Source organism: Halomonas sp. 11-S5, from assembly GCF_029889825.1.
Taxonomy (GTDB): domain Bacteria; phylum Pseudomonadota; class Gammaproteobacteria; order Pseudomonadales; family Halomonadaceae; genus Halomonas.
Genome location: NZ_JARANW010000034.1, coordinates 1 through 14,925, shown reverse-complemented (window position 1 = coordinate 14,925; position 14,925 = coordinate 1). Strand labels below are relative to the sequence as shown.

The following is a 14,925-nucleotide window of genomic DNA, read 5'->3' as shown; positions in this document are numbered from 1 at the left end:
CGCTGTCGTGAACAGGCTTGCTTCAGATGAGGCGGCCAACATCGCAATGGCGATAATCGAGAGCGCATCGATCGGTATCGCCTTGCCGATGATGGGGCAATGGTGCCGATGAACATGGCCAGCATCAGCCAACCCCCTGGTCATACACATCGGCCGGCTGTGACAGCAACCACACCACCACGCCGACGCCGACCACGACCGCCACCCCGCATGACCCTAGCCTGGTGGTCCCATGACGACTCGGGGCTTATGATGTCCAAAGGTCGTTGAAACCGGGATCCATGGAGCCTTCAGATGCCGACGCACTATGATCAGGACGCCTACGCCTGGGCTCTGGAACAGGCCGCGATGCTGCGCAGCGGCAAACTGGACCAGCTCGACACCGAGCACCTGGCCGAAGAGATCGAGTGCATGGGCAAGAGCGAGCGACGGGCACTGGTCAGCCAACTGGCCCGGCTCTTAATGCACCTGCTCAAGCGGGACCACCAGCCCGAGCGCCGCTCGCGCAGCTGGTCACTCACCATCCAGGACGCCCAGGTCAAAGTAAACCGGCTGCTGAACGACAACTCGAGCCTGAAGGGCTCGCTGAGCGACCTGATGTTGGAGGCCTATGACGATGCCCGGCGGGCCGCCGCCATCGAGACCGAGCTGGACTTGGATACCTTTCCGGAAAAGTGCCTCTACAGCTTCGACGAAGCCGTGACCCTCACTCCCGAGAAGCCCTGAGCCGACGATCACTCCCTGCTGCCCCCGCTAACGCTCTGCAGTCCGGTGCACCGGTATAGTCAAAGGCTAAGTCGGCGACGTGCAGCCACGGCAACACGAAGCGCAGCGCCTGGTAGTGCTCCTGCAAGACCTCTCCCTGGGGCTGGCACAGACAATCGGCAGACAATTGGACAATTGGGGACATACCCTCATTCCGTGGTGACTGCGCCGGTGTTTCTATCCGCGCGCCCCGGGCGGGGCGCGACTCAGCTTGGCGCCGGCCTCTTCGAGTGCGTCGGCGTTTCTATCCGCGCGCCCCGGGCGGGGCGCGACCACGGCGAAGAGCGGCTTTGCCATCCCGGGTAATGTTTCTATCCGCGCGCCCCGGGCGGGGCGCGACCCTGGAGGCGTGCAAGCCATGCCTCAGCAACGGGAGGTTTCTATCCGCGCGCCCCGGGCGGGGCGCGACGGGCCGGCATGATCGCTCAGACCGATCCGATCGCGTTTCTATCCGCGCGCCCCGGGCGGGGCGCGACCGCCTGGTAGGCGTCAACGTCGTTCACCTCGAAGGCGTTTCTATCCGCGCGCCCCGGGCGGGGCGCGACCGCTGCTTGGCCACGATCAGCTCGGCGATGCCGGGGTTTCTATCCGCGCGCCCCGGGCGGGGCGCGACCCCCTTGCGGGTGGCCGGCCGGGTGAAGCTGTTCTCGTTTCTATCCGCGCGCCCCGGGCGGGGCGCGACGTGATCTTCATCGAGTCCACCGCCGAGGGGCGCGTTTCTATCCGCGCGCCCCGGGCGGGGCGCGACGCTACATCGTCGACGTGGAGAGCGTCGGTGCGAAGGTTTCTATCCGCGCGCCCCGGGCGGGGCGCGACTGGTCGATGGCCGCCTGGGCCTCGGCCTCGCTTTCGTTTCTATCCGCGCGCCCCGGGCGGGGCGCGACCTACCGCGCCGAGCACCTGCCCAAGCGCCCCGAGTTTCTATCCGCGCGCCCCGGGCGGGGCGCGACCAGTTCTTGCGGAAATACTGGCCCTGCAGTAGCTGGTTTCTATCCGCGCGCCCCGGGCGGGGCGCGACTCGGCCTTAGTCGCCATCGTCTCGCGGATGGTGTGTTTCTATCCGCGCGCCCCGGGCGGGGCGCGACAAGGCGGGCCAGATGACCATCACCTCGCGGGCGCCGTTTCTATCCGCGCGCCCCGGGCGGGGCGCGACACCTTGATGCCGTTGACATGTGGGAAGTATTCAAAGTTTCTATCCGCGCGCCCCGGGCGGGGCGCGACCGGCAGGCCCATTTAACGGTAGCGGTCTGGTGCTCGTTTCTATCCGCGCGCCCCGGGCGGGGCGCGACCCACAATTGCAGGCACCTCTCGATAACGCCAAGCTGTTTCTATCCGCGCGCCCCGGGCGGGGCGCGACCTGGCGCTAGCCGGTCGTATGGCCAGTGGAAGGGCGTTTCTATCCGCGCGCCCCGGGCGGGGCGCGACGAGACAAGCTTATCAACCTTGCCCTCCAGTGCTTTGTTTCTATCCGCGCGCCCCGGGCGGGGCGCGACGCTGGCGCCGGGCTCTACGCCTTCTGCGCCGATAACGTTTCTATCCGCGCGCCCCGGGCGGGGCGCGACTTGCAGGAGGTGACGGCCGCCGGCACCCGCTGGAAGTTTCTATCCGCGCGCCCCGGGCGGGGCGCGACTCCGTCTGGTGGCTGTGACCGACGCATCCGACTGGGTTTCTATCCGCGCGCCCCGGGCGGGGCGCGACCTCCGCTGGTTACCCACCGTGCGTACCCCTCCAATGTTTCTATCCGCGCGCCCCGGGCGGGGCGCGACCGCCGGGATGCGGGGCGTGGATCAGCATGTCGAAGTTTCTATCCGCGCGCCCCGGGCGGGGCGCGACTTGCTCGGCAAGGTCGCGGCTATCGACACGCTCTAGTTTCTATCCGCGCGCCCCGGGCGGGGCGCGACTTGGGCTTTGTGGTTTACACCACTAAGGCCCTTTTCGTTTCTATCCGCGCGCCCCGGGCGGGGCGCGACGCTCCCTGGCCAGCCGTCCGGATCGCCAGCCACAAGTTTCTATCCGCGCGCCCCGGGCGGGGCGCGACCGGGATTTTGGCACCGTATCCACTGGCAGTATAGGTTTCTATCCGCGCGCCCCGGGCGGGGCGCGACCGAGCCGTTGGGCTGCGAGGGCGTCTTCATCGAGAGTTTCTATCCGCGCGCCCCGGGCGGGGCGCGACAGGTCGACGTAGGTGATGCCGGCTGGCGTGATATGGTTTCTATCCGCGCGCCCCGGGCGGGGCGCGACCAGCGCGCGGAGGCCGCCGGCCTGCCGCATGCCATGTTTCTATCCGCGCGCCCCGGGCGGGGCGCGACGCCAGCGGATCGCCAGCCGCTGCATCGAGATCCCGGTTTCTATCCGCGCGCCCCGGGCGGGGCGCGACCGTGAGCATTCAGCGCTCCGGCGGCCTCAACTGGCGTTTCTATCCGCGCGCCCCGGGCGGGGCGCGACGACACCGGCCACCGCCGTTGACCACATCACCCCAGTTTCTATCCGCGCGCCCCGGGCGGGGCGCGACATGCGCGTCAGGTAAGGCACCAGGGAGTAGTTCACGTTTCTATCCGCGCGCCCCGGGCGGGGCGCGACCCGCCAGTGATGCCGGCATCGACACCAACACCCTGTTTCTATCCGCGCGCCCCGGGCGGGGCGCGACTCTTTCGAGGAGACCCAGACATTGAGGTGCTTGGTCTTGTTTCTATCCGCGCGCCCCGGGCGGGGCGCGACTCACGGCGTAGAGCGGCCTTGCCGTCGCGGGTGATGTTTCTATCCGCGCGCCCCGGGCGGGGCGCGACGAACCACTCGCGCCGGTGCCCGTTGCTGCGGATGTTTCTATCCGCGCGCCCCGGGCGGGGCGCGACCCTATCAGCACTACAACGTCTGAGGAATGGCCGTGTTTCTATCCGCGCGCCCCGGGCGGGGCGCGACAGGCTTTTCCGGCGCGGCGGGCGATTCGGTGGCCGTTTCTATCCGCGCGCCCCGGGCGGGGCGCGACCGTCGTGGCTCTTGTAGTTGCCGCGCAGGCTGGCGTTTCTATCCGCGCGCCCCGGGCGGGGCGCGACCGCTACAGCCTCACCGGCCGCGATGTCTTCTACCGCGTTTCTATCCGCGCGCCCCGGGCGGGGCGCGACAGCGGCAAAGTGCTCGTCGCCGCCGGGCCCTACAAGTTTCTATCCGCGCGCCCCGGGCGGGGCGCGACGTGGCCAACGAGGCCCAGCGCGTCGCCCTGGCCCAGTTTCTATCCGCGCGCCCCGGGCGGGGCGCGACGGCAACACCCTGACCGGCTACGGCCCCAACGCCTGGTTTCTATCCGCGCGCCCCGGGCGGGGCGCGACGATTCCACCTCCATCGCCTTCGCGGCCTTCCGGAGTTTCTATCCGCGCGCCCCGGGCGGGGCGCGACCAGACAGACAGAGAGAAACGACATGATGTATCTGTTTCTATCCGCGCGCCCCGGGCGGGGCGCGACCACAACGCCCGGGCCTTCGACATCGACAACAAGCTGTTTCTATCCGCGCGCCCCGGGCGGGGCGCGACACGGGATTCGGGTTTACCACCACCCCGGGCAATGGGTTTCTATCCGCGCGCCCCGGGCGGGGCGCGACCTGTAGTAGTGCACGCGCCCGTTGATCACCCGGGTGTTTCTATCCGCGCGCCCCGGGCGGGGCGCGACTCGGCCAGCGCCGCATGCCGGGGCGGGGTCGCCTTGTTTCTATCCGCGCGCCCCGGGCGGGGCGCGACTTGGCGTAGTCATTGGCGGCGCTCCAGTCCTGTTCGTTTCTATCCGCGCGCCCCGGGCGGGGCGCGACATGGGTCTACCTCTTCGCCTTGGCCTTCAGGTTCTCGTTTCTATCCGCGCGCCCCGGGCGGGGCGCGACCTGCGCCAGCGAGCCGGCAATCAGCTGGGCCGGATCGTTTCTATCCGCGCGCCCCGGGCGGGGCGCGACGTCCATTACGTGGCGCGCGGCGAGATGCCTGAGGAGTTTCTATCCGCGCGCCCCGGGCGGGGCGCGACTCGCCCAGGCGCGCCAGGGCATCGCCCACCGAGACGTTTCTATCCGCGCGCCCCGGGCGGGGCGCGACCGCTCCAGGGCCCGCTTGCAGGGCATGCAGTCCGGTTTCTATCCGCGCGCCCCGGGCGGGGCGCGACGCCTGCTGTTCATCATCGATGCCGGCGATGGCGTGTTTCTATCCGCGCGCCCCGGGCGGGGCGCGACTCATCCAGCCGGTCGACGGCGCCTGGCTCAGAATCGTTTCTATCCGCGCGCCCCGGGCGGGGCGCGACCGCGGCGTGCCAGGGTCAGCATGTCCGTGCTCGGGTTTCTATCCGCGCGCCCCGGGCGGGGCGCGACGTGGAGGTCGACTATCGCAAGGTCACAAAGCAAGGTTTCTATCCGCGCGCCCCGGGCGGGGCGCGACCGCTCGAAGAGCCCGAGATCCTTGGCGCTGATCACGTTTCTATCCGCGCGCCCCGGGCGGGGCGCGACCTCGAGGGTCTGCTCGAGTTCGGTGCGAAAAGCGGCGTTTCTATCCGCGCGCCCCGGGCGGGGCGCGACTCAACATGGTCGGCGTCGACGAGCTCAAGGGCGAGTTTCTATCCGCGCGCCCCGGGCGGGGCGCGACCCGCAAGGCCCAGATAGCGACAACAACAGCCAGCAGTTTCTATCCGCGCGCCCCGGGCGGGGCGCGACCAGCTCGCCACCGATGACCAGCTAGGCATGGCCGTGTTTCTATCCGCGCGCCCCGGGCGGGGCGCGACCTTCCTGGAGGCGCTGCCCAGCGCCAAGCGTGACGTTTCTATCCGCGCGCCCCGGGCGGGGCGCGACAGACCCACGACGCCGACCAGGTGGAGGGGTGATGTTTCTATCCGCGCGCCCCGGGCGGGGCGCGACTGTTCCCTTATAACTCCCTGATAAAACAAATGAAATGGTCTTCATCAAGCGAACCATCCTGTATTTTGGATATAGTTGATACCAGTTAGCGGAGATGAGTAAAAGAGAGTATATAAATCAGACTGTTAAAGAGCTGCGAACCTCCCAGCAAAAACCCGGACGCTTGTGGTTCGCAAAAGCGCTGGAGAATCAGAAAACTAGGGGACCATTCATGTCCAGGGAGGGCTTGGCACCGATATGCTCGATCCGATTCTTCCAGTTCCTGCCCAGGAAATAGAAGCGCAGGCTGTCGACCTCATCATCGATCAGGTCAATCAGCCGCTGACGCAAGCTTACCCACTGATCAGGATCGACCTCGATCTCGAACACCGAAAATTGTACACGCTGCCCCACATCACGACAGGCCTTCGCGACACGACGCAGCCGCCTCTCGCCCCCTTCGGCCGAAGTACTGACATCGTAGCTGACCAGAACCATCATTCGCTGCGAGCTCCTTTTTGAGGCATCATTTCCACAGGAAGGGAGGATAGGCGTCCAGATCACCACGCAAATGGCGCACCAGCAGTTGCGCCTGGAGAAGAGGCAACATGCCAATTGGCGTCATCTCACCGACAAAGGGGTGGTTGAGCTCTTCCCGCTTCCGTTCCTGGTAAGCAGTCAGCACTGTCTTGCGCGCATCATCAGTCAGAACCACTCCGCCACTTTCGGCAATCGTGAAGTCCTTCTCCCGCAGTTGCCGACGATTGATCAGTGACAGCGCCAACCGATCCCCCAGTAGCGGCCTGAACTCCTCAGCGAGGTCAAGCGCCAGACTGGGACGCCCGGGGCGATCCCGATGTAGGAATCCTACTGCAGGGTCAAGCCCAACGCTTTCCAGCGCCGAGCGGCAATCGTGGGTCAACAAGGTATAGAAAAACGACAACAACGCATTGACACGATCGCGAGGTGGGCGGCGGTTGCGCCCAGTGAAGCGAAAAGCTTCTCCATCGTGACGGACAAGACTATCGAAGACGCGGAAATAGACCTGCGCGGCTTCACCCTCCAGGCCACGCAGTCCATTCGTGGTGGGTTCACGCAACAAGTCATGCGAAATCCTTCCCAGCCGAGCACGCGTACTTTCTAATCCTTCAAGCTCCGGCGGTGGCAGCTTGCTGCCGTAGTCACGCAGCCCCCTGGCGATTACCGCGCGCTGATTGTGTACCTTGCCAATCAACACACCACGAACGATGGCGGAACAGCCAATTTCATCATCGCTGGTGCGGTACTGAGCGCGTCTCAGCAGTACGTTGCCAGATACCGGCCCCTCGATACGCGCGAGGAACTTACCGTTGGGCGACAAGTGGGTAATGGTGACCCCTTGTTCGGCACAAAAGCCCATCAGCGGTGGCGATACCAACACCCTGCCGAAGCACACCAGTGATTCGAGCATATGGATGGGTAGCCGCGCCCGCTCCTTGCCCTCAACATTCATCACCACATTGGCCCCGTCCTTCTTGAGCCAGGCACCTTCGGTGGTGACATACAATGTGTTGAGCTGACGGCGCATGCGATTCACTCATCCAACGATGGCAGTTGACGCGCCAGCCAGCGACTCACTGAGCGCTGCTTCCCCATCACTTGCGGTTGGCAGGCATCGATCAATGAGCAATGGTCGCAGCGCTTGGGGTCATAGATGGCAGATGGCGTACGGTTGCTATCAAAAAGTGCTCGCGTTTCAGCAATGACACGCAGGGTCAGTGTGCGCAGTTCACCATCGAACACGACGGTCTTGCGCCGCCGGGTTTTGCCATAGTAAAGCGCGCCTTGTTCGATCCTGGCGTTTAGCATCTCTTCAAGACACAATGCTTGGGCACAGAGCTGCACCTCATCGGCGCGATGCGCCTTGGGCCGTCCCCGTTTGTACTCGATGGGCCGAACCACCGCGGGTTGCCGGGATTCATCGAATTCGACCACATCAGCAACCCCGGTCAATCCATGAGCCTGACTGGCCAGCGGAAGCGCCATGGCAGTATGAATGCCTCGTCGACGCTCATGACCAAGATGATCAGCACGCTCATGAAGGATGCGCCCTTCCGCCGTGTATCGGTTCTCCGTCCACTGCTGCTCCAAATGGATCAGCGCGCACTGCCGGGGGCAAAACAGCATATGCTGCAACGCCGAAAGCGGGATCAGGCGAACGTCATCTTCCATACCAGTCGCCTACAGCTTCTCTTCGACATTGACACCGGCCGGCAAGGCCTCGGCATCAATGAAGACACGATAATCACTGTAGTGACGAGCCGGGGTATCCTCCTCGCCTTCGACACGCTCGACTTTCACGCTATCGAACAAGACATGCGCCGGGGCATTGCCCATTGGATGATCATGCTTGAAGACGATCAGCTTGCGTGACGACATCTCGCCCCGGGCAGCGGAACGGTCATGCTCGAACATGTTGACTAGCGAGCGCCACAACAATTCGAGGTCGTCCTCCGAAAATCCCGTCCGTTCGGCGAGCTTGGCCGATATGTAACCATGGGCGCGATAGAGGCCATAGGGGATGATGTGCTTGCGGCCCATGGTGCGCTCCTTCTCGAGGTCGCGCTCGTTGGTGACCGCCATGCGGGTGATCGAGACTTCCATGGGCACGACGGGATCGATCGAGCTGGCAAAGGCCATCTGCACCGGGCCACGTACTTGGCCGGAGTTAACCTCGGTGGTCATCACCGCGCCGAAGGTGCGTACATCGAAGAAGTTCTGGCACATCCAACGGGTCAGTTCGCGCGCCTTAGCCTCGTCCTTGGGTAGCTTCTTGGGCTCAGGCTTGATATCCAGTGCTTCGTATGCCTTCTTGTGTTGGTTGTTGAGTACTGACTTCTCCTGCATATAGATGGCATAGCCGACATCTTCTTCCTTCTCCAAAGCAACGTAGTTGCGGATCTTGCGCTTGAGACAGACATCGGTCACCAGGCCCTGGTTGGTCTCCGGATCGAGCCTTGGCAGATTGCCGGCATCCGGATCACCATTGGGATTGCCATTGGTGACGTCGAACAACAACACGAATTCATAACGGTTTGCGATGGCACTCATTCCGACTCTCCCTGCTCGTCTTCTGCATTTTTAGCTGCGCTGTCTTTCTTGGCAAAGCGTGCTTGCGACTGATGGTAATAGCCAATGGCAAAGCGTCCTTGATCTTCAATATTCAGGTTTTTTGGGAAGCTTTCTCCCAAACCGCCAATGATGCTGCTTATCTCGCCTTCGATCTTGTGTGCCAGTCCACCCTTGTCCTTCTTGCGCATGTTCGACAAGTGATTCTGAACATTGCGTAGCAACATGGGGAAGATGCTGGCCGGTGTTGCCGAAGCAGCGCCATAGTAGCGATCTCGGATAGTAGCGTTGACTTCGCTACCGAGCGCGCTGCGCTGGGCATTCTCCAGTTCGGCGAATAGCCTTCCGAGCAGATAGCCGGGATGGGTGGAGTGTCGATCGAGACTCACGGGCACCTCCTGAGGATGGGAATTGGAATGCGCCGCGAGTCGCGCTTCACGCGCGAGCACGGCCTTGCAGAGCGCGATGCGCGCCCCGGTGATGTGACCGTCGCTGCGAAACCGCATGACGAGATTGCTCAACATCGATTGCGGATAACGGCGTCCGGTAAGAATTGAGCGCATCAGTTCACCGGCCAGTTGCGGTGACACATCGTCCGCCTTGGGCTTCTGGCCGCCGTGCATCGGTGCAGTCTGTAACGCCAGCCACCCGCTACCCGGCGCGATGCCTTTCCAAGGTGTCGGCTCCAGCGCCAGATCTCGATGATGCTGCGCATAGTGGCGAGCCAGTCGGTCCAGGGTATCGGTGCACCAGAAGCGTACCGAAAGACGCGCCGCGTTGGGAGCCAGGCCGAGCACGAAAAAGCGTGTGCCGCTTTCCAGCCGAGGATCGAGCTCCGCCAGCGGATGCCCTTGGGCGACCTGGCCCAGCAGGCTGCCCAGTTTGGCGGCTTCCTGTTCGTCGCTCGGCGGCTTGTTGAGCATGGCGAAAAAATCTTCGGCGGCCTCGGCGTGCGCCGCATTGCTGGCCTCGGCCCAGAACACCACGGTGGCATCACCGATTTGCAGGCGCTGATGGTTGTCACTGTCGCCGCGCAGCAAATGGTTGAGTGCCGTGGAGTAACCGAAGATAGCGGCTTTCGAGATAGCAGCGTTGGCCTGCCCTTTATGGCCATAGGAGTTGTAGGCATCGCTATTGAAGGAGACGAGGGAAGCGCCCGATGACTGGGCGTCCCTGACCCCTCGAATGGCCGGGTGATCGATGCCCAGAGGAGTTGTTTCACCGGTAATCAGACACTGCCCGATCTCTCCCTCATCGTTTTCCAGCGCTGAACGCCACAGCTCGCGTGCTACCGGGTTTTCATGCAGATAGCGCTGCTGCCCGTCGAGACGGAACACAATATTAGTGTCCAGCATCTCTTCGCTGTATCCAGGCAGTTCAGCGAGTTGCTCCGGTTGCCATTGATTGATCAGATTCAGGAAGGCAATCAATTCCGGATCACCGCTCTCGCCGAACAGTGAAAACTGACGCGCCTTGAATGCGGCGTGCTCATCCGCCAGGCGTTTACCCTCTCCAGCGGTAACGCCCAAGGCATAGGCCGTCTTGTCCCATAGCGGGTAGGCGTGAATGCCAGAAGTACGGCGCTTATCGACCGGCACTTGCATAACGCGCGGGTGTGGTTTTTTGCTCGACGTATCGCGAAGATCAACGATTTGCAGCGGTACACCATCGGCCGAGAAGATCAGCGCATAGCTGACTTTCTCACTGCTGAAGCCGGGGACCGGCACCTTGTTCTGAGCCGCCAGACGCTGGTAGTAATCGTTGAGTGCGGAGAGAATCATGCCAGCGCCTCCACAAAGGGCGGCACCTCGATTACGCCGTCCTGCATTCTGGCGCGAAAGAATCGTGGCACCTTGCCGTTGGCGAAGTCGATATCATGCAGCATATAGCCCAGGTCGCGCTCACCACTCAGCTCATCGTCTGCCGCCGGCAACTGCTCATCGGACTCGATCAGCTCGAAGGCAGCGGGAAATTCCCGGGTGCCCAGGCACGGCATATGAAAGCACTGCCCCTGGCGGGCGCGGCGGTTGAAGATATCCAGGTGCTTGCCGGGCGTATCGCTGTCGTCGGCGCGGGGGGTGAACTCGAAGTGCGCCTCGATCACGTAGCCGACGTCACGCAGAATGGTCGCGGCGCGCTGCTGGCGGTTCTGGTTCTGATCAACGAAATAATGCACCTCATCGACACGTCCCGCCTTCATCGCCTTTGTAACGGTCGACGCCGGCAACTTGCCGGCCACCTCGTTGCGGCGGATCGATTCGAAGCGGACCGGTTTCAGCACATGGATGCGGTCGATACACCAGCGTATCGCCGGCTTCCAGTGGATGGCCTCCAGGATGCCGCGAGCCGCCGAGGGCGTGATCACGTCGTAGGAGACTCTCTCTACCTTCATCTCGGGCCGCGTGAAGCAAGCCCGCTCTCCCCAGATATGCAGACGAACCCCATATGTCATCTGCTGCTCCTTGTTTCCTGATGATGAGTATTGGCTTCACCAAATATTAGATTCACCAGAACGAAATGCCGGATCGCTCCAGTTCAGGCCCAGTGCCTTACAATCATAGAGATCCTCGTTGATCAGCACCATGAATTGGTCGCCGAACTTGTCTGGCTCAATAGCCGCGATGGCACCGACGCGCTCCAGGGCGGCAAATCCCTGCTGAGGTACCTGTACCGTATAGGGCTGCAGCTTGCGAGCGATACCCCCCACTCCCTCGGCATAGGCCAGCTGTCTCAGTGCAGCGCGAGCAATACCGTCTTTATCAACGGGAATGATCACGGCACGCTGGTTATTCTCGATCATGCGGAATTTCTGCTCGAGTGTGTCGAAGGGAAGGCCTTCGAGGCGGCCATCTTCGACCAGCTTTAGCAGGCCATGGCGATCCAGGCGCTGTGGCCCCTGCTGCCAGTACAGCAGCCGGAAATAGGCCTCTATCGCCACCAACGACAGGGGTGCCTCTCCGTGATGCCTGAGCACTTCGACGCTGGCCTGTGCGAACTGCTTAAGCTCAGATGGCGGCGCCCAGTCGTCGTTGGCGGTGGCGAAGATGGCGACCTCGCTATCTGATGCCCTGCGCCTCCCCTCCCGGTTGCAGCGCCCTGCTGCCTGGGCGATGGAATCCAGACCCGCCTCGGCGCGTAATACCCGCGGGAAGTCGACATCGACGCCAGCCTCTATCAGCGATGTCGAAATGACTCGGCAGGGCTCTCCTGCCTTCAGTATCCGACGTATCTCGTCCAGTACCCGGCGCCGATGCACGGCGTACATCGAGGTGGTCAGGTGGTAGGCACCGGGCCGATCCGCGATCGATTCGAACAGGGCCCGTGCATGACGACGGTTGTTGACGATACACAACACCTGCTCGGTGGCGAGCAACTCGTCGCGCAACGCTTCATCGTCCAGCGTTCCGATATGGCGCACGCTGACACGTTCCAACTGGCGGTAGAGGCGCTCAGGCTCTGGCGCCAGTTCTCTGAGGCCGCGCAAACCGCCGGCAAAGCTGCGCTCTGTGTCGTTAGTCTCGGCTAGCGCCGGCTGGGTCGCCGTGCACAGCACGACGCTGGTGCGATAGTTCAATGCCAGTTCATCCAGTGCCGCCACGCTGGGTCGCAGAAGAGGCAAGGGCATCGTCTGAGCCTCATCGAGGATGACCACGCTGCTCGCAATATTGTGCAGCTTGCGGCAGCGGGAGGTCTTGGCGGCAAACAGGCTTTCAAAGAACTGTACCGCCGTGGTGACGACGATCGGCATATCCCAGTTCTCGCTGTCGCGACGCAGCTTGTCGATGGTGTGGCGGTCCCGCTGGCTGCCAGCGTCGAAGGCACTATGGTGCTCCAATACCGCCGCCTTGCCATGCTCCCCCAGGGCCTCGCGAAACACGGCGGCGTTCTGCTCAACGATGCTGGTGAAAGGAATCACGTAGATCACTCGATCCATGCCGTGGGTGATGGCATGGTCGAGTGCCCATGCCAAGGAGGCCAATGTCTTACCGCCACCTGTCGGCACCGTTAAAGAGAACAGGCCGGGTGGAAGTTCGGCTTTGGCTCGCACATGGGAAAGTATCTCGCCACGTAAGCGATTGACGTCGCTATCTGCCTGGAAGGTGGCCAAGTGCTGATCCAGCGCATCACGCAGCACGTCCAGCGGCGGCCCGCCACCTCGCGCGAGGGGCACCCCTTTTTCATGCACGGCATAGAAGGCCTCGGTATCGATGAAATCGGCATCGACCAGGCAGGAAAAGACCATTCGTGCCAAGAAAGCGAGCTGGAAGTGAAAGCGCTCACGGCGCCATTCAAAATGCTGCGGTGGCACTAATTCGCTGGGCAGGGCTAACTCTTGATGCCATACCATATCGAGGGAAGATAAGTCTGCTTCCAATCGGTTCTGCAGTGGTGTGCGCTTACCCATATCCCGACCATTGGCCAGCCCCGCATGGTGCCCGGCGATCAGGTAGGCCAGTAGATGGCCAACGTGCGGATACTTCTCGATAGCGATATGCGCACCGGCCGTGGAGTGATCCACTCGCTCCGGCGAGCCTTCCAGGCGCCGCTGAAAGGGAAGGGTGTATTTTCCGACATCGTGCAGCAGCCCCGCGGCTTCTCCCCATGCTGCGGCACCGAAACGGTCCGCTCGCTCAGCCGCAAGCCGACCAACCGTTTCCAGGTGCCCTGCGAGAGTTTGCCAGTCAGATTTATCCGTTGCGGGTGTAGAGTGTGCGTAGAACATACATCCCTGCGGTTATTTATTATCGTCCTAACAAGCTAAGCACTTCTGCTCCCTCTCCGCCACCCCTGTGCATCCAACCACCGTACCCTTCAACCCGGTCCTGACTTCGTTCATGCTGAGGTCTCCACCACGGAAGGAGGCGTCTCGCCATGCCCGAAGCCACGGCACTCGCCTGGGATACCCTGGCCCGCTACCGGCTGATCGAGATCTTGGCGCTGTGGGAGGGTCGGGTGGTGGCCTCACAGCTAGGCGAGGCCTTCGGTATCGGGCGACAGCAGGCGCAGAAGGTGCTGCGCCAGTACCGCGCCGTGACGCCGGGCAACCTCCTCTACGACGAATCGCGCAAAGGGTTCCTGCCTACCGAGTCCTTTGCACCACGATTCGTCCGGGGCCGGGTTGAGGAGTACCTGCACCTGATGGGTTCCGATCAAGCGCCGGCGTCGCCCTTTGCCGGGCTGAGCCTCGCTTCGGCCACCACCGAATCGCTGCCGCTGCCCAGCCGCAAGGTCTCACCGAGGGTCGTGCGCGAGATCGTCAAGGCCGCGCGTGATGAGCAGCGCCTGGAGGTCACCTACGCGTCCTTCACCAGTCCCGCGGGCGAAGACCGCATCCTGGTACCGCATACCCTGGTGTTCGCCGCCGGGCGCTGGCACGTGCGTGCCTTCTGCGAGAAGCATCGCGACTACCGGGATTTCGTGCTGAGCCGTTTCCGCGGCGTGCCGGAACCGTGTGGCGACATGCTGGGCGAACACGGCATCGCCGAGGACATGGCCTGGCATACCCGGGTCGAGGTGCGCCTGATTCCCGACCGTCGGCTGCCACCGCGGGAGCGCGCGCTCATCGCGGGGGACTTTGGCATGCAGAACGGTGAGCTTGCCCTGTCGTGCCGAGGCCCGCTGGTGCTGTATGCGCTACGCGAGGTGGGGGTGAATCCCCATCACGTCGAGACCGAACCACGGGCCCAGCAGGTCGAGATCGCCAATGCCCAGGCACTGGCACCCTGGATCCACTGGGGCTAGGAGAGTACATGGCGATCGAACAAGGCTGGAAGCTCGCTGACCGAAGGCTACTCGCAGATCGACCCGGCCAAGGACGACGACGATACCGAGCACCTGGTCCCACACCGTGGAGCGCCTGATGCAGGTATGGCGCATCAGCGACGAACGCACATAACAGCCCCCGCCTAGGCTCGTGAGGGCCAGGAGGTGGGTGCCGTATTAAAGCACAAGGTTGAGGGCGCTGAGCCCATTAGGCTCAGGCCTGCATCCTGAGCGCATTGGCCGGCATAGCCGGCCGGTCATCCAGTCGGATACGGGTCAGCACATAGACCAAGGGGCGCTCGGGGTTGCCATTGGTGCCTGAAGGATCCCCACGAATTCTGTGCTATTCGGCGCATAACGCTTGCTCCCTGACTTCCTCACGAAGGTTCTCTCGGAGAATTTTCCAGGAGGGCCAGGGCACGGCGCCG

At 63.4% G+C, this 14,925-nt stretch carries 9 protein-coding genes and 1 CRISPR repeat array; of the genes, 2 read left to right on the top strand and 7 right to left on the bottom strand.

Annotated features, from left to right (window positions below):
- The first annotated feature begins 294 nt into the window (after positions 1-294).
- Positions 295-726 carry a DUF29 domain-containing protein gene (locus OP497_RS16360; protein ID WP_280550362.1) on the top strand — a complete coding sequence of 144 codons (432 nt, stop codon included), beginning with the start codon at positions 295-297 and terminating at the stop codon, positions 724-726.
- Positions 727-938: 212 nt separating this feature from the next.
- Positions 939-5,647: a CRISPR direct-repeat array (repeat unit 33 nt; unit sequence GTTTCTATCCGCGCGCCCCGGGCGGGGCGCGAC).
- 189 nt (positions 5,648-5,836) lie between these two features.
- Here OP497_RS16360 and cas2 read toward each other — a convergent pair.
- From cas2 to cas3, 7 genes are read right to left on the bottom strand one after another with little or no spacing between them, the layout of a single operon-like run.
- The gene (gene cas2, locus OP497_RS16355) at positions 5,837-6,127 is read right to left on the bottom strand and encodes a CRISPR-associated endonuclease Cas2 (protein WP_280550360.1); all 291 of its coding nucleotides are present in this window, start codon (positions 6,125-6,127) and stop codon (positions 5,837-5,839) included.
- Positions 6,128-6,152: 25 nt separating this feature from the next.
- Entirely contained in the window at positions 6,153-7,193 is a 1,041-nt protein-coding gene (cas1c, locus tag OP497_RS16350; RefSeq protein ID WP_280550358.1) for a type I-C CRISPR-associated endonuclease Cas1c, read from the bottom strand.
- A 5-nt stretch (positions 7,194-7,198) separates the two neighbouring features.
- A complete protein-coding gene (gene cas4 / locus OP497_RS16345; RefSeq protein WP_280550356.1) occupies positions 7,199-7,837 on the bottom strand; it encodes a CRISPR-associated protein Cas4 in 639 nt (212 codons plus the stop codon).
- Between the two features lie 9 nt (positions 7,838-7,846).
- The gene (gene cas7c / locus OP497_RS16340; protein WP_280550354.1) at positions 7,847-8,716 is read right to left on the bottom strand and encodes a type I-C CRISPR-associated protein Cas7/Csd2; all 870 of its coding nucleotides are present in this window, start codon (positions 8,714-8,716) and stop codon (positions 7,847-7,849) included.
- Positions 8,713-10,515: a type I-C CRISPR-associated protein Cas8c/Csd1 gene (gene cas8c, locus OP497_RS16335; RefSeq protein WP_280550352.1), complete on the bottom strand. Its 1,803-nt coding sequence runs from the start codon at positions 10,513-10,515 to the stop codon at positions 8,713-8,715. The genes cas7c and cas8c overlap by 4 nt, the downstream gene beginning before the upstream one ends.
- The gene (gene cas5c / locus OP497_RS16330) at positions 10,512-11,186 is read right to left on the bottom strand and encodes a type I-C CRISPR-associated protein Cas5c (protein WP_280550350.1); all 675 of its coding nucleotides are present in this window, start codon (positions 11,184-11,186) and stop codon (positions 10,512-10,514) included. Before cas5c ends, cas8c begins: the two co-directional genes overlap by 4 nt.
- Before the next feature lie 36 nt (positions 11,187-11,222).
- The gene (gene cas3, locus OP497_RS16325; RefSeq protein ID WP_280550348.1) at positions 11,223-13,457 is read right to left on the bottom strand and encodes a CRISPR-associated helicase Cas3'; all 2,235 of its coding nucleotides are present in this window, start codon (positions 13,455-13,457) and stop codon (positions 11,223-11,225) included.
- A gap of 149 nt (positions 13,458-13,606) precedes the next feature.
- Between cas3 and OP497_RS16320 the strand changes: the two genes are divergently transcribed.
- Entirely contained in the window at positions 13,607-14,476 is an 870-nt protein-coding gene (locus tag OP497_RS16320; RefSeq protein ID WP_280550346.1) for a WYL domain-containing protein, read from the top strand.
- Positions 14,477-14,925 lie beyond the last annotated feature (449 nt).

Bases quoted from the DNA above. Each gene is read 5' to 3' on its own strand.
- OP497_RS16360 (WP_280550362.1), top strand. From the start codon at position 295: ATGCCGACGCACTATGATCAGGACGCCTACGCCTGGGCTCTGGAACAG.
- cas2 (WP_280550360.1), bottom strand. From the start codon at position 6,127: ATGATGGTTCTGGTCAGCTACGATGTCAGTACTTCGGCCGAAGGGGGC.
- cas1c (WP_280550358.1), bottom strand. From the start codon at position 7,193: ATGCGCCGTCAGCTCAACACATTGTATGTCACCACCGAAGGTGCCTGG.
- cas4 (WP_280550356.1), bottom strand. From the start codon at position 7,837: ATGGAAGATGACGTTCGCCTGATCCCGCTTTCGGCGTTGCAGCATATG.
- cas7c (WP_280550354.1), bottom strand. From the start codon at position 8,716: ATGAGTGCCATCGCAAACCGTTATGAATTCGTGTTGTTGTTCGACGTC.
- cas8c (WP_280550352.1), bottom strand. From the start codon at position 10,515: ATGATTCTCTCCGCACTCAACGATTACTACCAGCGTCTGGCGGCTCAG.
- cas5c (WP_280550350.1), bottom strand. From the start codon at position 11,186: ATGACATATGGGGTTCGTCTGCATATCTGGGGAGAGCGGGCTTGCTTC.
- cas3 (WP_280550348.1), bottom strand. From the start codon at position 13,457: ATGTTCTACGCACACTCTACACCCGCAACGGATAAATCTGACTGGCAA.
- OP497_RS16320 (WP_280550346.1), top strand. From the start codon at position 13,607: ATGCCCGAAGCCACGGCACTCGCCTGGGATACCCTGGCCCGCTACCGG.